Origin of the sequence: Pseudomonas jessenii (assembly GCF_002236115.1) — a bacterium.
Lineage (GTDB): Bacteria > Pseudomonadota > Gammaproteobacteria > Pseudomonadales > Pseudomonadaceae > Aquipseudomonas > Aquipseudomonas jessenii.
Window position 1 is genome coordinate 145,618 of sequence record NZ_NIWT01000007.1, and the last position, 18,450, is coordinate 164,067.

At 60.9% G+C, this 18,450-nt stretch carries 12 protein-coding genes; 7 read left to right on the forward strand and 5 right to left on the reverse strand.

Features of this window, described 5'->3' with window-relative positions; genetic code table 11:
* Positions 1 to 148: 148 nt before the first annotated feature.
* The 3 genes from PSJE_RS23625 to PSJE_RS23635 form a co-directional block, all read right to left on the reverse strand.
* Positions 149 to 3,820, reverse strand: a complete 3,672-nt coding sequence (locus tag PSJE_RS23625) for a translocation/assembly module TamB domain-containing protein (protein ID WP_090456642.1) — start codon at positions 3,818 to 3,820, stop codon at positions 149 to 151.
* The gene (locus tag PSJE_RS23630) at positions 3,817 to 5,544 is read right to left on the reverse strand and encodes an autotransporter assembly complex protein TamA (protein ID WP_090456644.1); all 1,728 of its coding nucleotides are present in this window, start codon (positions 5,542 to 5,544) and stop codon (positions 3,817 to 3,819) included. The genes PSJE_RS23625 and PSJE_RS23630 overlap by 4 nt, the downstream gene beginning before the upstream one ends.
* 65 nt (positions 5,545 to 5,609) lie before the next feature.
* Complete coding sequence (locus tag PSJE_RS23635) at positions 5,610 to 6,260, reverse strand: GNAT family N-acetyltransferase (protein ID WP_090456646.1); 651 nt, start codon at positions 6,258 to 6,260, stop codon at positions 5,610 to 5,612.
* A 257-nt stretch (positions 6,261 to 6,517) separates the two neighbouring features.
* Here PSJE_RS23635 and xthA point away from each other — a divergent pair, with 257 nt between their 5' ends.
* Positions 6,518 to 7,330, forward strand: a complete 813-nt coding sequence (xthA, locus tag PSJE_RS23645; protein WP_057714133.1) for an exodeoxyribonuclease III — start codon at positions 6,518 to 6,520, stop codon at positions 7,328 to 7,330.
* 136 nt (positions 7,331 to 7,466) lie between these two features.
* Positions 7,467 to 8,807 carry a phosphate ABC transporter substrate-binding/OmpA family protein gene (locus PSJE_RS23650; RefSeq protein ID WP_090456648.1) on the forward strand — a complete coding sequence of 447 codons (1,341 nt, stop codon included), beginning with the start codon at positions 7,467 to 7,469 and terminating at the stop codon, positions 8,805 to 8,807.
* Between the two features lie 195 nt (positions 8,808 to 9,002).
* Here PSJE_RS23650 and PSJE_RS23655 read toward each other — a convergent pair whose 3' ends face one another.
* Positions 9,003 to 10,232, reverse strand: a complete 1,230-nt coding sequence (locus PSJE_RS23655; protein WP_057714131.1) for an acyl-CoA dehydrogenase — start codon at positions 10,230 to 10,232, stop codon at positions 9,003 to 9,005.
* 165 nt (positions 10,233 to 10,397) lie between these two features.
* On the opposite strand from PSJE_RS23655, the gene PSJE_RS23660 reads away from it, so the two are divergent.
* The 3 genes from PSJE_RS23660 (at position 10,398) to PSJE_RS23670 (ending at position 12,980) form a co-directional block, all read left to right on the forward strand.
* Positions 10,398 to 11,327 (forward strand): LysR family transcriptional regulator, encoded by a 930-nt coding sequence (locus PSJE_RS23660; protein WP_090456650.1) that lies wholly within the window; start codon positions 10,398 to 10,400, stop codon positions 11,325 to 11,327.
* 205 nt (positions 11,328 to 11,532) lie between these two features.
* Complete coding sequence (locus PSJE_RS23665; RefSeq protein ID WP_057714129.1) at positions 11,533 to 11,934, forward strand: MerR family transcriptional regulator; 402 nt, start codon at positions 11,533 to 11,535, stop codon at positions 11,932 to 11,934.
* A 146-nt stretch (positions 11,935 to 12,080) separates the two neighbouring features.
* Positions 12,081 to 12,980 (forward strand): hydroxymethylglutaryl-CoA lyase, encoded by a 900-nt coding sequence (locus PSJE_RS23670; RefSeq protein WP_090456652.1) that lies wholly within the window; start codon positions 12,081 to 12,083, stop codon positions 12,978 to 12,980.
* A 682-nt stretch (positions 12,981 to 13,662) separates the two neighbouring features.
* On the opposite strand, the gene PSJE_RS23675 is transcribed toward PSJE_RS23670, so the two are convergent.
* Entirely contained in the window at positions 13,663 to 15,360 is a 1,698-nt protein-coding gene (locus PSJE_RS23675; protein ID WP_090456654.1) for an AMP-binding protein, read from the reverse strand.
* A gap of 247 nt (positions 15,361 to 15,607) precedes the next feature.
* Here PSJE_RS23675 and PSJE_RS23680 point away from each other — a divergent pair, with 247 nt between their 5' ends.
* Positions 15,608 to 16,771: an isovaleryl-CoA dehydrogenase gene (locus PSJE_RS23680; RefSeq protein WP_007946948.1), complete on the forward strand. Its 1,164-nt coding sequence runs from the start codon at positions 15,608 to 15,610 to the stop codon at positions 16,769 to 16,771.
* A 12-nt stretch (positions 16,772 to 16,783) separates the two neighbouring features.
* On the forward strand, positions 16,784 to 18,391 hold the full coding sequence (locus tag PSJE_RS23685) for a carboxyl transferase domain-containing protein (protein WP_090456656.1): 1,608 nt from the start codon (positions 16,784 to 16,786) through the stop codon (positions 18,389 to 18,391).
* The last annotated feature ends 59 nt before the right edge of the window (positions 18,392 to 18,450 follow it).

An 18,450-nucleotide genomic window follows, 5' to 3' on the forward strand; every position in this document is an offset into this window, starting at 1 on the left:
GGTAAATAGCTGATCAATGGCGTCGGGATTTGTTGCGGCCACACTGACGCCATCGCGAGCAAGCTCGCTCCCACAGGGATCGCACTGGACCTTGTGGGAGCGAGCTTGCTCGCGATGGGGACGACTCGGTTTTAACGAAAACGCAGGCCTAGAAATCCCGCTTGTAGAAGATGTCCAGCGAACTGGCCACGCCGCCGGCGGCTTCGAGGTAGACCCTCTTGCTCAGTTTGTAGCGCAGGGCAATGGTATTGGCCGGTTCGAACACGCCGACGCCATAGCGCAGGCTGAGCTTCTCGGAAATATTGCCGCTGGCCACCACACTGGTGGCATCGCCACTGCCCTGGGTGTCCAGCTGGAAGTCCTGGATGCCCAGGTTCTTGGCGATGCCGCTGGTCACCCCGGAGCTACCCATCAAGCCCAACCCGAGGGCCGCCTGGGCGAGCATGTTGTTGTCTTCGCCATTGCTGCTCAGCGGACGCCCGAGCACCAGATAGGACAGGGCCTGCTCCTGGCTCATGGCCGGTTCGGAGAAGATCTGCGTGGTCGGCTGCTCGGCGCTGCCACTCAAACGAATGCCGGCGATGATGTCGTCGGTCTTGCGAATGGCCTCGATGTCCAGGTACGGCTGATCGATAGGACCTGCAAACAGCAAGCGTGCCCGGCGCACCGATAGCCGCTGGCCGTAGGCGCGATATCGCCCATCGTTGAGCCACAGCTCGCCACGGGTGTCCATGTTGTCGCCGATGTGCACATGCCCCTGCACATTCGCGGTCAGGCCAAATCCTGCAAAGCTCAGCTTGTCCTCACCGACCAGCACTTCGATGTCCATTTTCATTGCCAGCGGCGGCTTGCCCTCCTCGGTCTGCTGACCGACGATCACCGTGTCATCGGAGACCTTGACCGTCGATGGCGGCAACTCGCGAATGGTGATGTCGCCCCTGGGCACCAGCACTTTGCCGGCGATGGCCAACTCATCGCCCTTCATCGAGATTTTCAGGTCAGGTGCGACTTCCAGCTTGGCGTAAGGCTCGACGGTGACTGGCAACTGCGAACCCTTGAGCGCCAGATCCACCACCAGCGCCTGGCCCCACGCGACGTTGCCGTTCAGGCTGCCATGCCCGGCCTTACCGCTGTCCCAGCCACCGTTCAGTTGCACGCTTTCACCGGCGATGAGCGCCTGGAGGTGCAGATTTTTCAGCTCCATCGGCAACTCAGGACCGGAGATCTGACCGTCGCTAAGTTGCAGGCTGCCATTGACCTGCGGTGCCAGCAGCCCACCGGAAATCGTGCCGCTGCCATTCAAACGCCCGGTCAGTTTCTCGACCATCGGCACGAACGGTCGCGCCACCGACAGGTCCAGCCCGCTCAAGCGGAACGAGCCGCTCAACGGTTTGTTCTTCGGCAACGGATTGAGCTGCGCCTGCACCATCAGTTCGCCGAGTTTGCCACCGACGAAGTTGAGCTCGGTGTCGATGCGCTTGGGCGTGAGTTTGCTGGTGAGTTTCAGGGTCTGGTACGGGAAGTCCAGCCACTGATCCTTGTCCTTGATGCGCAACGTGCCACCGCCGGCATCGACGCTGACCTGGCCGTTCGGGCCACTGGCCGGCAGGTCCAGTTGCAGCTCGGCGTTGAGCCGGCCCTGCCAGGCGAAATCCTTCGGCAACCACTGCGCGAGGCTGTCGATCGGGAATTGCTTGAGGTGATAACGCAGCTTCGGCTCGGGCATCAGGCGCGCGTCTTCACCGCAGAGGCTGGCCTGGCCGGAGGCCCAGCAATGGGCGCCAAAGGTGATTTTGCCGTCCGCCAGGCGTTCGAGTTTCGCCGGCCCTTGCAGCTTCCAGTCCTGGCCACCGGCCTGTACATCACCGCTGGCCAGGCGTCCGCGCCAATTGCCTTTGTCCAGCGCACCGTCCAGACCCAGCGCCAGTTTCAGCTTCGGCCCTTGCAGATCGAGGTTCAGCTTCTGGTTCTTGATATCGCCCTGGCCGCTGGCGGTCAGGGTTCCCAGTGAAGTGTCACCGGCCCGGATGCCGCTGCCCTTGAGGTCGACTTTCGCCCGTTGCGCACTGTCCAGCGTGGCGTCCAGGTTCAGGCTTTGCAGGCGATGGTCCTGGAAAGCCAGCTGCGAGCCTTGCAGGTCAAGCTTGCCTTGGGGCGCCTTGAGTGTGCCGGCGACATCCACGCGGCCATTGAGCTGGCCCCGCAGTTGCGGCCAGAGCTGGGCCAGGCGCGGCAACTTGAGATCGATCTGGCCGGCGAGTTTCTGCTGCAGGCTGCCTTTGCCGCTGATGCTGTTGTCGCCGAGGCGAACTTGCAGGGTATTGAGGTTCCATTGCTCGCCACGGCCATCGGCCTTGGCCTGGATCACCGCAGGCTGACCGCGCAGTTTGCCCTTGAGGTCCAGGTCGGCATTGAGGCTGAGCACCTCGTTCTTCATCTCGCCCGTGCTGCGCAACGGCCCGGCCAGTGTGCCCGGCAGCTCCGCGACCCAGTACGCCGGGTTGATCGCCGACAGGTCCAGCGCGGTGTCCCAGGCAATGCCGTCGGCAAATTGCAGGTTCAGGTGCCCTTCAGCCTTACCCTGCCCGGCCTGGAGTTGAATCTGTTGCAGATAGATTTTCGTCAGGTCGCCCGCGAAAGGGCTGGCCAGGGTGAAGGCGCCGGCCGGACCATCCGCCGCCGCGGCGAAATGCCCGAGGTACTTGCCGTCGGTGTAAGAGACTTCGCCGGTGAACGTGCGAAGCGCTACCTGCGGTTCGTCGATGAGCGGATAGAGCCTGTGCCACGGGAAATCCAGCCAGTCGATCTTCGCCTCGGCGCTCAAGCCCTTGCTCCAATCTAGCTGTCCGGTGAGCTTGAGGCTTTGCTTGTCGTTGGCGGTCAGGTCCAGCGCGGCGATCTGCGCGCCCTTGGCGTCGACCTTGCCTTGCAGCGCCAGGGTGACGGGCCCTTGCTCGGCGGGCAGCGTGGCTTTGCCGAGCAGCGCGTAGCCGTTCTTCAAGTCGCCTGCCCCCGTGAGTTCAAGCTGATTGAGTTGCAGGGTGTCCGGCAGATCGGCACTGGGCTTGAAGCCATCGGCGGTGATCCGCACCTTGGCCGGCAGGTTTTCCACCAGCGGTTGCAGTTCGCCGGTCAGTTGCCCGTTGAGGTAACCGCTGCTGTCGGCGTTCAGGTTCAGGGTCTTGAGCAGGTCGCCGTCGACTTTCAGCGCCAGCGCCAGCGGCTCAGGCGTCGACAACAGGGTCAACTTGCCGGAGGCGCTGAGGGGCCAGTTGCCGGAAGGTTGCAACAGGCCGGAGAGGTTCAGGCTCAGATCATCGCGCTGTATCGATAGCGCGTCGATCTTCAAACCGGCCGTCGTCCAGTGCGCCGCCAATTGCATGCCCTTGAGCTCTTCGCTGCCGTTGAACAACAGGCTGCCGACCTTGATCTCTCCCAGTTCGAGGGCCAACGGTAACTTCAGCTCCGGGAGCGTGATCGGGCCGCTGCCTGGCTCTTCGGCACCCGGCGGGAACGTCAGGCTGACCTGATCGGCCTGCAATTGCTCGATGCACAGGGTCATGCGGGTCAGGCACAACGGCGACCAGGCGAAAATCACCTTGCTCAGTTCAACCCGGTTGCTGTCCTGCTGCCACAGCACCCGGTCGGCACTCCACTGCCCGCCCAGCCGGCCCTGGAAGTTTTCCAGGGTCAAGCCCGGCACGAAACCCAATGCCCAGCGGCTGCCTGTCGCCGTACCCAGCACCGTGGCCAGCGTCAGGACAACCACTGCCACCAGCGCCACCATCGTCAGCAGTGTTGCTTTCAAACCACGCTTCACAGCTCAGGCCCCATGGAAAAGTGCAGTCGAATACCGCCATCGTCGTCCAGCGCGTGGGCCAGGTCGAGGCGGATCGGCCCCACCGGCGATACCCAGCGCACGCCGATACCGACCCCGGTCTTGAGGTTCGGCAGTTCGAGCGTGTTGAAGGAGTTGCCCTGATCGACAAAAGTCGCGATCCGCCATTTTTCGGCGATGGAATACTGATACTCCGCGCTGGCGGCGACCATGTAGCGGCCACCAATGCGGTCGCCGTCGGAGTTTTCCGGGGACAGGCTCTGATAGTCGTAGCCACGCACGCTCTGATCGCCACCGGCGAAGAAGCGCAGCGATGGCGGCACCGATTTGAAGCCGTTGGTGGCACTGCCGCCGACCTGCACCCGCCCGAGGAGGCGGTGTTTATCGAACACCGTCGTCAGGCCTTTGACCAATGCCGTGCCGTAGAGCACGTTGCTGTCGGAACCCAGACCTTCCTTGGCCACTTTGGATTCGAATTGCAGGCGATAGCCGTTGTGCGGGTCGATGCGGTTGTCGCTTTTGAGGTACGAATAGCTCACACCGGGCATCAGCAAGGTACTGAGTCCCGAGTCATCGCCCAGTTGGTAATCCTCGCGCTGCCACTTCAGCGACACCACCCGTTGCCAGCCGCTGGGCAGTTTGCTGTGCCACTCGGGGCCGAGGGTCAGGAGCTTGCTGTGGCTGTCCTTATCGGCGATTTCTTCATTCTGGTAGCCACCGGCAAAACGCAGTTTGTCGGTCAGTGGCGGGTCCAGCGGAATGTCGTAGAACAGCCCGACGTTTTGCCGAGGTGCCGAGACTTCGGTTTCCCAGCCATAACTGTGCCCTTGCGCGTTGACCCAGTGCCGGGTCCAGTTGGCCTTGGCCCGCGGGCCGACGTCGGTGGAGAAACCCAGGCCCAGGCCCATGGTCCGCGGCTTGCGGGTTTCGAGCTTGACGTCCACCGGGATCGCCTCGTCCCTGGACGCCGTGGGTGCCGCGTCCACGCGCACGCCTTCGAAGTAGCCGCTCGATTGCAGGTTCTGGTTGAGTTCGGCGATCAGTTCCGAGTCATACGGCGTGCCGGTCTTGAACGGCACCATGCGTTGCAGCAACTCGTCATCGAACGGCGTATCGCCCTCGAAACTGACCTTGCCCAAGGTATAGCGCGGACCGCTTTCATAGATCAGTTCGATATCGGCGACGCCGGCACGGGGGTCGACCGACAGTTTTGAACGGGTGAAACGGCCGCTGAAAAAGCCATAACGCGAAGCCTGATTCTGGATCAGGCGCTTGGCGTCCTCGTAATGCCCATGGTTGAGCACGGCGCCGGGCTTGAGCGCGTCGCTTTTGGGAATTCGAAAGGACTTGAGGGAGGCTGCCGGACCGTCGACACGTACCGTGACGTTGCGCAAGTGCACCGGCTCGCCGGGGTCGACCGTCAACACCAGGCGCGGCTTTTCGCCGCCCTTCACTTCACTGTCGATGTGCGGCTGATAATAGCCCAAGGCCTGGGCGGCCTTGCGCGCCTGTTCTTCGGCGCCACGGCTGAAGCGCAGCAACGCTTCTTCATCGCGATCGCCGAGGCTGCCGATATAGCCTTCGATATTGGCTTTCAGCTCGTCATTGGACGGTTTGATCCGTACATCCAAATCGCTTTGTGCCAGCGCTGCGCAGCTGGTCATCAGCATCAGCACACCGCTGGTAATTCTTCCTGGAAACTTCATAGGCGCGGATGCTATCACGAGCTTGAGAACGTGATAGAGCCTGACATGCCCGGAAAGTTCGAGGTTCAGGCCGTTGCCGTGTGTAACACCTGGGGATTGGGGTGAAAAAACACGTGCTCGCGAATCGGTCCTACGGCAACTTCACCGATTTCCTGATAGCCCTGGCGCTTATAGAACTCCAGGTAGCGAGGGTTCCCTGTATCGAGGATCACGCCCTGTGAATTTTCATCCACTGCGCACCAGTTGTGCACGGCTTGCAATAGTTGTTCACCGAAATGTTTTCCCTGGAACTGCGGATGAACCCCCAGCAACGGCAGGACGTGCACCGAGTCGTTTGGCACACAGGCTTCCACGGCAGCGTGATACTCGAGGTAGCGACGGGTGCAGCGAAATCCCGTACTGAGCACCATGCGCAGGCGCCAGGCCCAACTTTCGGTGACGCCGAGGCGACGTTGTGGCGGTGCGATCAGGGCGATGCCGATCAGGCGGTCGTTGACCAGCAGGCCGATGGCCGGCAGGTCCTGAAAAAAGTGCTGGGTCACCAACTCGCGCACTGTGGCGCGAACCCGCTGTTCGTAGCCGGGGCGCTCGGCTTCGAACAGATAGCCGAAAGTCGGCTCGTGTCGATAAGCCTGGTACAGCAACGAACGCGCTTCGCGGCCGTAGCCGCTGTCGAGCATGTGAATATCGGCGATGGCGGTCGAGGTTTCGGGCATGACGGTTGATCTCCCCGGCACAGCTCGGGTGGCTGCACTCTTGTTGTTACGAGCCTGTTGGCGCTGACACAGTTCCTTACAGATCCGCAATCAGTGTAGGCAATGAAACCGCCTTTGCTTTTGTGGGAGCGAGCTTGCTCGCGATGAGGCCATCACTATCGACGCAAAGCTGACAGGCAAAACCGAATCCCCTCACCCCACACTGGCCCGATTCCCACATGTCAGCTAGCATCGCCCTTTTGCCAGGACTGCCGACCATGAAGATCGTCTCCTTCAACATCAACGGGCTGCGCGCCCGCCCCCATCAGCTGGCGGCGCTGATCGAAAAGCACCAGCCCGATGTGATCGGCTTGCAGGAAACCAAGGTCCACGACGAACAGTTCCCGCTGGCCGAGGTGCAGGCCCTGGGTTATCACGTGTACTTCCACGGGCAAAAAGGCCATTACGGCGTTGCCCTGCTCTCGCGCCAGGAGCCGCTGGCCCTGCATAAAGGTTTCGCCACCGACGAAGAAGACGCCCAACGACGCTTCATCTGGGGCACCTTCGCCGACGCCAACGGCGTACCGGTGACCATCATGAACGGTTATTTCCCACAGGGCGAAAGCCGCGACCACCCGACCAAGTTCCCGGCCAAGCAGCGTTTCTACGGCGATTTGCAGCAATTGCTGGAAAGCCAGTTCAAGAACGACCAGCCGCTGGTGGTGATGGGCGATGTGAACATTTCCCCGGAAGACTGCGACATCGGCATCGGCCCGGACAACATGAAGCGCTGGCTGAAAACCGGCAAGTGCAGCTTCCTGCCGGAAGAGCGCGAGTGGATGGCCCGTCTGAAAAACTGGGGCCTGGTCGACAGTTTCCGTCACTTGAACCCGGACGTGACCGACACCTTCAGCTGGTTCGACTATCGCAGCCGTGGCTTCGAAGACGAGCCCAAACGTGGCCTGCGCATCGACCTGATCCTCGCCTCCCACGGCCTGTTGCCACGGGTGAAGGCCGCCGGTGTGGACTATGAACTGCGAGGCATGGAAAAACCTTCGGACCATGCGCCGATCTGGCTTGAGTTGAGCTGATTCAGGACCAACCACAATCCCCTGTGGGAGCGAGCTTGCTCGCTCCCACAGGGGACCACCACTGCAATTTGTCATTTTTCGGAAACCTTACTGACTTAATCTCCCGACACCTCCTTTGGCTTTATAAGGTGCCGGCATGATGCTGCGCGTGTTGTTCCTGTTGATGCTGTGCACGGGCTTGCCGCAGGCGGCCTCGGCCGGCGACTTGCCGACACCCGAACACGGCCCGGCGCTGCGGATTCAGGGTTCCAACACCATCGGTGCGGCATTGGGGCCGGCGCTGGTCGAGGGTCTGTTGAGTGAACAGGGCCTGCGCAAGATCCGCCGTGAAACCCCGGACACCGCCAACGAACTGCGCATCGTCGGCGAAACCGTTCAGGGCCGTCGGGTCGTGGTGGAGGTAGCGGCCCATGGTTCCAGCACCGGTTTCACTGCACTCAAAGCAGCCAGCGCCGATCTGGCCGCCTCGTCGCGCCCGATCAAGGACAGCGAACTGGCCAGCCTGCAATCGCTCGGTGACCTGAAAAGCCCGAGCGCCGAACAGGTCATTGCCATCGATGGCCTGGCGATCATCCTTCATCCGGACAATCCGCTGAACCAACTCGACACCGTGCAACTGGCGCGCATTTTCAGTGGCGAGGTGAAGAGCTGGGAAGACATTGGCGGTCGCGGCGGGCCGATTCATCTGTATGCACGGGATAATCAGTCCGGGACCTACGACACCTTCAAGGAACTGGTCCTCAGCGGCCACGCGAAAACCCTCGGCAGTGCGGCGAAGCGCTTCGAGTCCAGCGAACAACTGTCCGATGCGGTCAGCGCGGACCCGCAAGGCATCGGTTTCATCGGTTTGCCCTACGTGCGCCAGGCTAAAGCCGTGGCCATTGTCGACGGTCAATCGCAAGCCATGCCGCCGCTCAACAGCCTGATTGCCACGGAAGATTATCCGCTGTCCCGTCGGCTGTTCTTCTATCTGCCACCCAACGGAAAAAATCCCTGGGCCAATGCCCTGGTGGCGTTTGCCCAAAGCACTAAGGGTCAGGCCATTGTGGCCGCCAACGGTTTTATTGCCCAAACCGTCCAGGCCATGGCCGTTACCCCCAATGCGCTGATGCCAGAGGGTTATCAGGCGCTAAGCAGACATGCTCAACGGTTGTCGGTGAACTTCCGTTTCGAGGAAGGCAGCGCCACCCTGGACAACAAGGCCCGACAAGACCTGTGGCGGGTGCTCGACTATATAAAGCAGCACGACAAAACGGCTGGGCAAGTGACGCTGGTGGGGTTTGGCGATGCCAAGAGCGACCCGGCGCGCGCCGATCTGTTGTCGAAGCTGCGGGCCATGGCGGTACGGCGGGAGTTGGTGAAGAGCGGCGTGGTGTTTCGCGATATTCGCGGATTCGGTGCCGAAATGCCGGTGGCGGCCAATAGCGCCGATGAGGGAAGGATCAAGAATCGGCGGGTTGAGGTTTGGGTGTATTGAACTGAAATGCGAACAAATGTGGCGAGGGGGCTTGTCGGAACGCCGCACCGCCCCGTTCGGCTGCGAAGCAGTCGCGAATCATCCACCGCGTTGCATCAGAGCCAACACGGTGAATGGATTCAGGCCCGCTTCGCGGTCCAACGGGGGCAAGCCCCCTCGCCACAAATACTCACGGCCCACAAATTCTTTGCGGTCTCATTGCCCGCTACGCATCATCTCTTTCGGCACATATTTGCCGATTTCGAACTTGCCGATCGCCGCACGGTGCACTTCGTCCGGGCCGTCGGCCAGGCGCAGGGTGCGTTGCATTGCATACATGTAGGCCAGCGGGAAATCGTTGGAAACCCCTGCCCCGCCATGGATCTGGATCGCCCGGTCGATCACCCGCAATGCCACGTTTGGCGCGACGACCTTGATCTGCGCGATCTCGCTTTTCGCCACTTTGTTGCCGACGGTGTCCATCATGTACGCCGCTTTCAACGTCAGCAGGCGTGCCATGTCGATTTCCATCCGCGAGTCGGCGATCTTGTCGATGTTGCCGCCCAGGCGTGCCAGAGGCTTGCCGAACGCCGTGCGGTTCACCGAGCGCTTGCACATCAGTTCCAGGGCGCGCTCGGCCATGCCGATCGAACGCATGCAATGGTGAATCCGGCCAGGGCCAAGGCGACCTTGAGCAATTTCGAAGCCGCGCCCTTCGCCCAGCAGGACGTTTTCGTAGGGCACCCGCACGTTTTCGAAATGCACTTCGGCGTGCCCATGAGGTGCATCGTCGTAACCGAACACCGGCAGTGGACGCACGATCTTCACACCGGGCGCATCCACCGGCACCAGAATCATCGAGTGCTGGGCGTGACGTGGCGCGTCCGGATTGCTCAGCCCCATGAAAATCAGGATTTTGCAGCGCGGGTCGCAAGCACCCGAGGTCCACCATTTCTTGCCGTTGATCACCCACTCGTCGCCATCGCGCACGGCACGGGCGGCCATGTTGGTGGCGTCGGAGGACGCGACATCCGGTTCGGTCATGGCGAACGCCGAGCGGATCTCGCCCCGCAGCAGCGGTTCGAGCCAGCGTTGTTTCTGCTCTTCGTTGGCGTAACGCACCAGCACTTCCATGTTGCCGGTGTCCGGTGCCGAGCAGTTGAACGGCTCTGGCCCCAGCAGCGAGCGGCCCATGATTTCCGCCAGTGGCGCGTATTCGAGGTTGGTCAGGCCGGCACCCAGTTCGGACTCAGGCAGAAACAAATTCCACAGGCCTTCGGCCTTGGCCTTGAGTTTCAGTTCTTCCATGATCGCCGTCGGCTGCCAGCGATCGCCCTCGGCGACCTGGCGCTCGAACACGGCTTCGGCGGGATAGACGTAGGTGTCCATGAACGCTGTTACGCGCTCACGCAGTTCCTGAACCTTGGGCGAATAAGCGAAATCCATGAGCGAGATACCTTCTTGGGGGAGGTTGTTTTAGGTCATGTATCGATGCTAGAACAGCGTTGATAATTTACCTAGCCTATTCTCGGCGTGTATAAACATTCATCACCGATATATGATCGGCTGATCGTCACGGTCAGCCCGCCCACACAATAAGAGAGCCGCGTAATGAATCTGAGCAAGGTCGATCTCAACCTTTTCATCGTCTTCGACGCGATCTACACCGAAGCCAACCTGACCCGCGCCGGGCAGATTGTGGGCATTACCCAGCCAGCGGTGTCGAACGCTCTGGCCCGGTTGCGCGAGACCTTCAACGACCCGTTGTTCGTGCGCACCGCCCAGGGCATGGTGCCCACGCCCATGGCGCAGAACATCATCGGCCCGGTGCGCAACGCGCTCTCGCTGCTGCGCGTGTCGGTGCAGGAAAGCCGCATTTTCAACCCGCAGCAAGCGGTCAAGACCTATCGCATCAGCATGACCGACCTGACCGAAGCGGTGATCCTGCCGCCGCTGTTCCAGCGCCTGCGCCGCCTGGCACCGGCGGTGATCATCGAAAGCTTCCTGTCCAAACGTCGCGAAACCACCAAGGAACTGGCCGCCGGTCGCCTCGACTTCGCGGTGGATGCGCCGCTCAACACCGACCCGCAGGTGCGTCACGTCAAGTTGATGGAGGACCGCTACGTGTGCGCCATGCGCAAGGGGCATCCGCTGGCGGGCAAGGAAAAACTCACACTGGACGATTACCTGAGCCTGACCCACATCCATATTTCCAGTCGTCGCAGCGGCCTCGGCTATGTCGACCTGGCGCTGGGCAAGATGGGCATCCAGCGCAAGATCGCCCTGCGCTCCCAGCATTACCTGATGGCCTCGCAAGTGTTGCAGCAGACCGACATGGTCATGACCGTACCGGAACGCTTCGCCCGTCGTAACGATTTGCACGCCTTTTATCTGCCGGTCAACGATGTACCGCCGGTGGAAACCCACCTCTACTGGCACGAAAGCACTGACCAGGACCCGGCGAACCGTTGGATGCGCGAGCAGATGATCGAGTTGTGCCAGCAGGTGACGGCGCAGGAGAAAAAGCTCGAGAAGGTGTAGGGCTTGATACCGAGGTGCCCCCATCGCGAGCAAGCTCGCTCCCACAGTAGGTATCCAGTGAACACAATACTTGTGTCCGACACAGATCCCTGTGGGAGCGAGCTTGCTCGCGATGAGGCCCTTCTCCACACCGGAAAGACCTGCCCCTTGACGTAAACGTCAACCTACCATTAGCTTAGCGCCATGACCTTTTGCGAGCGCGTCCATGAGCAGCCAGACCTACAGCATTTCCGATCTCGCCCGCGAGCTCGACATCACCACCCGTGCCATTCGCTTTTATGAAGAGCAAGGCCTGCTCAGCCCCGAGCGCCGTGGCCAGGAACGCATTTACTCGCCCCGCGACAAGGTCAGCCTGAAGCTGATCCTGCGGGGCAAGCGCATCGGTTTCTCCCTGGCTGAATGCCGCGAGCTGATCGAGCTCTACGATCCGTCCAGCGGTAACACCAAACAGTTGCACAGCATGCTGGCGAAAATCAGTGAGCGCCGGGAGCAGCTTGAACAGCAAATGCTGGACATCGAACAGATGAAACTGGAACTCGATACCGCCGAAGAGCGCTGCGTGCAGGCGCTGGAGCAGACGCTCAAAAGCCAGGAAGTCATTCAGTAAAACCCGACCCCTTGTAGGAGCGAGCCTGCTCGCGATGGTCGTTAACGATAACGCGTGTTTGCTGGATAAACACGGTGCCTGGGAGCCCATCGCGAGCAGGCTCGCTCCTACAGGGTTCTCCGAACAATCAGCACAGGTCGAACCCCATGCCCCTCCCCACCCACGTACGCATTGTCGAAGTCGGCCCACGCGACGGCCTGCAAAATGAAGCCCAACCCATCAGTGTTACCGATAAGGTGCAACTGGTCGACGCACTGACCGCAGCCGGGCTCGGCTATATCGAAGTCGGCAGTTTCGTTTCGCCCAAATGGGTGCCGCAGATGGCCGGCTCCGCCGAGGTCTTCGCGCAGATCCAGCGCAAACCGGGCGTGGTCTACGGCGCGCTCGCCCCCAACCTGCGCGGTTTCGAAGATGCCCTCGCCGCCGGGGTCAAGGAAGTGGCCGTGTTCGCGGCGGCGTCCGAAGCGTTTTCCCGGCGCAACATCAATTGCTCGATCAGCGAAAGCCTGGAGCGTTTCGGACCGATCATGGACGCCGCCAGACAACATGGGGTGACTGTGCGCGGGTATGTGTCCTGCGTACTGGGCTGCCCCTATGAAGGTCATGTCGCCCCGGAGCAGGTCGCCCTGGTCGCCCGCGAGCTGTATGCCATGGGCTGCTATGAGGTCTCGCTGGGGGACACCATCGGCACCGGCACCGCTGGCGCAACCCGCAAGATGTTTGAAGTGGTATCGAAGGAGGTGCCCCGGGAGAAACTCGCCGGGCACTTCCACGACACCTACGGTCAGGCTGTGGCCAACATCTACGCCAGCTTGCTGGAAGGCATCTCGGTGTTCGACAGCTCCATCGCAGGTCTCGGCGGCTGCCCCTACGCCAAGGGTGCCAGCGGTAACGTCGCCACCGAAGACGTGGTTTACCTGCTCAACGGCCTGGGCATCGACACCGGAATCGACCTCGACGCCTTGATGCTCGCCGGCCAGCAGATTTGCACGGTGTTGGGTCGCCCTACCGGCTCCCGCGTGGCCAAGGCCCGCAGCGCACAGTGAGTGCGCTGAGTGTGTCCGGGTGTTACCGCACGGACTCAAACGTGGGCGCAAGCGAGTAACACGGAAACAAAATGTAGGGTTTTGCCTGAGGCGCAAAACCCTACAAATTTTCAAACCATTGATTTTAAAGGCTTTTATAAAGTTGGCACGCCTCCTGCTATATCTATCGCACAACAAGAATAAAAAAATTGCAGCAAACCTAATAAAAACAAGACGTAACGACTCTGACATAACAAAAACAACACGGCAGAGACGCAGCTAACAGATTTTTTTGGAGAAGATGTGCTTTTCAGGGTGCTTTTCGGAGTTACCCGCAACCGGGCAGAGAATAATAAAACTACCTTCAGGTAGCTCCCGAACTGGTTGGATCGCTTAGCGAGAAAGTAGATCAGCGCTCAAAAAAATACGTTTGCTCTTGATCCCGAATGGGGATCGCCAAAAACAGCGGTAAAGGGCAACGGTTGCCAAAAACAAAAACAGACCGACCCTCAATAATAAAAAAAGAGCACGCGCAACGAAAATTAAAGGGGAGCTTCGGCTCCCCTTTGTGCTGTCTGCGATTCTGAAAACTCTTCAAGACACTGTGGGAGCGAGCTTGCTCGCGATGGCGGTGGATCAGTCAGCACAAATGTTGAATGTCACACCCTCATCGCGAGTAAGCTCGCACCCACAGGTTTCCTCTTCATTCCTGCTTTTCGCGCAACTCCTCGATACTGATCTCGCGCATCCGGAATTTCTGGATCTTGCCAGTCACCGTCATCGGAAACTCCTCGACGAACTTGAAGTAACGCGGAGTCTTGAAGTGCGCGATGCGCTCCTTGCACCAGGCTTGCAGCTCTTGCTCGGTGGCGCTGTGGCCGGGGTGGAACTTGATCCAGGCGACGATTTCTTCGCCGTAGCGCGAGCAGGGAATGCCGATCACCTGCACGTCCGCAACGGCCGGATGAGTGAAGAAAAATTCTTCCAGCTCTCGCGGGTAAATATTCTCACCACCACGGATGATCATGTCCTTGTTGCGCCCGGCGATGCACACGTAACCCTCGTCGTTCATGCTCGCCAGGTCACCGGTATGCATCCACCCAGCCTGATCGATGGCGTCCGCCGTGCCTTCAGGGTTGTTCCAATAGCCGAGCATCACGCTGTAACCGCGGGTGCATAGCTCACCGATGGTGCCACGCGGCACCAGGTTGCCCGCTTCGTCGATGATCTTGCTTTCCAGTTGCGGCTGGGTGCGGCCGACGGTGGTCACGCGCAGTTCCAGGTCGTCCGAAGGACCGGTCTGCAACGACACCGGACTGGTTTCCGTCATGCCGTAGGCAATCTGCACTTCGCTCATGTGCATTTCGCTGATGACCCGGCGCATCACCTCGATAGGGCAGGTTGCGCCCGCCATGATCCCGGTGCGCAGGCTCGACAGGTCGAACCCGGCACGCTGAGGTTGATCGAGCATGGCGATGAACATGGTCGGTACGCCGTACAGCGCGGTGGCCTTTTCTTCGGCCACGGTGCCCAGGGTCAGCAACGGATCGAACGCGTCGTTCGGATAAATCATCGTACTGCCATGGGTGATGCAGCCAAGATTGCCCATGACCATGCCGAAGCAGTGATACAGCGGCACCGGGATCACCAGGCGATCGGCCGCCGTCAAGCCCAGGCTTTCGCCAACCATGTAACCGTTGTTGAGAATGTTGTAGTGACTGAGGGTCGCGCCCTTGGGAAAACCGGTGGTGCCAGAGGTGTACTGGATGTTCACCGCCTGGTCGAAATGCAGGCTTTCCTGACGCTCGCGCAATTGTTCAGGAGACACGCTGCCAGCCAGATCCGTCAGTTGCGACCATGGCAGGAAACCGCTGGGCGGCTGCACATCCAGGCTGATCACGCCGCGCAACTCCGGCAACCGCTCGCTGAGCAATTTGCCGATGGACTGCTCTGCCAGTTCCGGCACCAGGCCCTGCACCATGGCGTGATAGTTCGAGGTCTTGAAGGCCCCGGCACACACCAGCCATTGGCAGCCGGATTGCTTCAACACGTATTCGAGTTCGGAACTGCGATACGCCGGATTGATGTTGACCAGGATCACGCCGATTTTCGCGGTGGCAATTTGGCTGATGCACCACTGCGCACAGTTCGGCGCCCAGATACCGAGGCGGTCCCCGGCTTGCAGCCCCAGCGCCAGCAGTGCCCTGGCGTGCAGGTCCGCGGCCTCGGCCAATTGCCGCCAGGTATAACGCAGCTGTTGATGGCGCACCACCAGCGCCTCCCCGTCCGGGTACTGCGCAACCGTGTTGTCGAACGCCTGGCCGATGGTCATCGCCAGCAAGGCTTTGTCCTGGGAACCACGGGTGTAACTGCGTTGCGGGCTTGCACTGGGTTGATCCATGACGACCCCTATTGTCTTTATTTTGTAGGAGCGAGCTCGCTCGCGAAGAACGTCAAGGCACCGCGTTTATCCAGACAACACGGGTTATCGTTGACGTCCTTCGCGAGCAAGCTCGCTCCTACAGAATCACCCAAGTTGACGTTTACGTAAAGGGTGATTGACAGCCATTCGTCACAGGCTTACGTTAACGTAAAGGTGAGAACCCAATCACGGCCTCCCCACCCTACAAAAAGCCAAAAGGTGACCCATGAGCTATCCATCCCTGAACTTTGCCCTCGGTGAAACCATCGACATGCTGCGCGATCAGGTTCAGTCCTTCGTCGCCAAGGAGATCGCCCCGCGCGCCGCTCAGATCGACATCGACAACCTGTTCCCCGCCGACCTGTGGCGCAAATTCGGTGACATGGGCCTGCTGGGCATTACCGTGCCGGAAGAGTACGGCGGTGCCGGCCTGGGTTACCTGGCCCACGTGGTGGCCATGGAAGAAATCAGCCGTGGCTCGGCTTCGGTGGCGTTGTCCTACGGCGCGCACTCCAACCTGTGCGTCAACCAGATCAACCGTAACGGCAACCACGAGCAGAAATCCAAATACCTGCCGAAGCTGATCAGCGGCGAGCACATCGGCGCTTTGGCCATGAGCGAACCGAATGCCGGTTCCGACGTGGTGTCGATGAAACTGCGTGCCGATAAACGCGGCGACAAGTACGTGCTCAACGGCAGCAAGACCTGGATCACCAACGGTCCGGACGCCAACACCTACGTGATCTACGCCAAGACCGACCTGGAAAAAGGCCCTCACGGCATCACCGCCTTCATCGTCGAGCGCGACTGGAAAGGCTTCAGCCGCAGCAACAAGTTCGACAAGCTCGGCATGCGCGGTTCGAACACCTGCGAACTGTTTTTCGATGACGTCGAGGTGCCGGAAGAAAATATCCTCGGCGTGCTCAATGGCGGCGTGAAAGTACTGATGAGCGGCCTCGACTACGAGCGTGTCGTGCTCTCCGGCGGCCCGACCGGGATCATGCAGGCGTGCATGGACCTGATCGTGCCGTACATCCACGACCGCAAGCAGTTCGGCCAAAGCATCGGCGAATTCCAGCTGATCCAGGGCAAGGTCGCCGACATGTACACCCAACTCAACGCCAGCCGCGCCTACCTGTATGCCGTGGCCCAGGCTTGCGAGCGCGGCGAGACCACGCGCAAGGACGCCGCCGGCGTGATCCTCTACAGCGCCGAACGCGCCACGCAAATGGCCCTCGACGCGATCCAGATTCTCGGTGGCAACGGCTACATCAATGAATTCCCGGCCGGCCGTCTGTTGCGTGACGCCAAGCTGTACGAAATCGGCGCGGGCACCAGTGAGATCCGTCGCATGCTGATCGGTCGCGAACTGTTCAACGAAACCCGCTAAACGGAGCTGCACATGGCTACCCTGCATACCCAGCTCAACCCCCGTTCAGCGGAGTTCGCCGCCAACAGCGCAGCGATGCTCAAGCAGGTCGACGCGTTGCACACCCTGCTCGCCCAAGTGGCGCAAGGTGGCGGCCCGAAGGCTCAGGAACGCCATACCTCGCGGGGTAAATTGTTGCCCCGCGAGCGCATCAACCGCTTGCTGGATCCGGGTTCGCCGTTTCTGGAAATCAGCCAACTGGCGGCGTACGAGGTGTATGGCGAAGACGTCCCCGCTGCTGGCGTAATTGCCGGGATCGGCCGTGTGGAAGGCGTCGAGTGCATGATCGTCGCCAACGACGCCACGGTCAAAGGTGGTTCGTATTACCCGCTGACGGTGAAAAAGCACCTGCGCGCCCAGACCATCGCCCAACAGAACCGTCTGCCGTGCATCTATCTGGTGGACTCCGGCGGCGCCAACCTGCCACGTCAGGATGAAGTGTTCCCGGACCGCGAGCACTTCGGACGAATCTTCTTCAATCAGGCCAACATGAGCGCCATGGGCATCCCGCAGATTGCCGTGGTCATGGGTTCCTGCACCGCTGGCGGCGCCTATGTACCGGCGATGGCCGACGAAGCGATCATGGTCCGCGAACAAGCGACCATCTTCCTCGCCGGTCCGCCACTGGTGAAAGCCGCGACGGGTGAAGTGGTCAGTGCCGAGGACCTCGGCGGGGCCGATGTGCACTGCAAGATTTCCGGTGTGGCCGACCATTATGCCGAGAGCGATGAACACGCCCTGGCACTGGCACGCCGCAGCATCGCCAACCTCAACTGGCGCAAGCAAGGCGAGGTTCAGCAACGCACGCCGATCGCCCCGCTCTACAGCAGTGACGAGTTGTACGGCGTGGTCCCGGCCGACGCCAAGCAACCGTTTGACGTGCGCGAAGTGATTGCGCGGCTGGTGGACGGATCGGTGTTCGACGAGTTCAAGGCGCTGTTCGGGACGACGCTGGTCTGCGGTTTTGCTTACCTGCACGGTTACCCGATCGCGATCCTCGCCAACAACGGCATCCTCTTCGCTGAAGCGGCGCAGAAAGGCGCGCACTTCATCGAACTGGCGTGCCAGCGCGGCATCCCGCTGCTGTTCCTGCAGAACATCACCGGTTTCATGGTCGGGCAGAAGTACGAAGCTGGCGGCATCGCCAAGCACGGCGCGAAACTGGTGACCGCCGTGGCCTGCGCCAAGGTGCCGAAGTTCACCGTGATCATCGGCGGCAGTTTCGGTGCTGGTAACTACGGCATGTGCGGTCGCGCCTACGATCCGCGCTTCTTGTGGATGTGGCCGAATGCGCGCATCGGCGTGATGGGCGCCGAACAGGCGGCCGGCGTGCTGGTGCAGGTCAAGCGCGAACAGGCCGAGCGCAGTGGCCATGGTTTCAGCGCCGAACAGGAGGCCGAGATCAAGCAACCGATCCTCGACCAGTACGAAGAACAGGGTCACCCCTACTATTCCAGCGCGCGTCTGTGGGACGACGGTGTCATCGACCCGGCCCAGACCCGCGACGTACTGGCCCTGGCCTTGTCCGCGTCGTTGAACGCGCCAATCGAACCGAGCCGCTTCGGCGTGTTCCGGATGTGATTTTTTGTAGGAGCGAGCTTGCTCGCGATGATCGTCAACGATAACGCTGAAAGCCTGAC

Excerpts from the sequence above, each read along its gene's own strand:
- PSJE_RS23670 (WP_090456652.1), top strand. The coding sequence starts at position 12,081 with ATGCCCCTCCCCACCCACGTACGCATTGTCGAAGTCGGCCCACGCGAC.
- PSJE_RS23650 (WP_090456648.1), top strand. The coding sequence starts at position 7,467 with ATGATGCTGCGCGTGTTGTTCCTGTTGATGCTGTGCACGGGCTTGCCG.
- PSJE_RS23635 (WP_090456646.1), bottom strand. The coding sequence starts at position 6,260 with ATGCCCGAAACCTCGACCGCCATCGCCGATATTCACATGCTCGACAGC.
- PSJE_RS23665 (WP_057714129.1), top strand. The coding sequence starts at position 11,533 with ATGAGCAGCCAGACCTACAGCATTTCCGATCTCGCCCGCGAGCTCGAC.
- PSJE_RS23680 (WP_007946948.1), top strand. The coding sequence starts at position 15,608 with ATGAGCTATCCATCCCTGAACTTTGCCCTCGGTGAAACCATCGACATG.
- PSJE_RS23630 (WP_090456644.1), bottom strand. The coding sequence starts at position 5,544 with ATGAAGTTTCCAGGAAGAATTACCAGCGGTGTGCTGATGCTGATGACC.
- PSJE_RS23655 (WP_057714131.1), bottom strand. The coding sequence starts at position 10,232 with ATGGATTTCGCTTATTCGCCCAAGGTTCAGGAACTGCGTGAGCGCGTA.
- PSJE_RS23660 (WP_090456650.1), top strand. The coding sequence starts at position 10,398 with ATGAATCTGAGCAAGGTCGATCTCAACCTTTTCATCGTCTTCGACGCG.
- PSJE_RS23685 (WP_090456656.1), top strand. The coding sequence starts at position 16,784 with ATGGCTACCCTGCATACCCAGCTCAACCCCCGTTCAGCGGAGTTCGCC.
- PSJE_RS23675 (WP_090456654.1), bottom strand. The coding sequence starts at position 15,360 with ATGGATCAACCCAGTGCAAGCCCGCAACGCAGTTACACCCGTGGTTCC.
- xthA (WP_057714133.1), top strand. The coding sequence starts at position 6,518 with ATGAAGATCGTCTCCTTCAACATCAACGGGCTGCGCGCCCGCCCCCAT.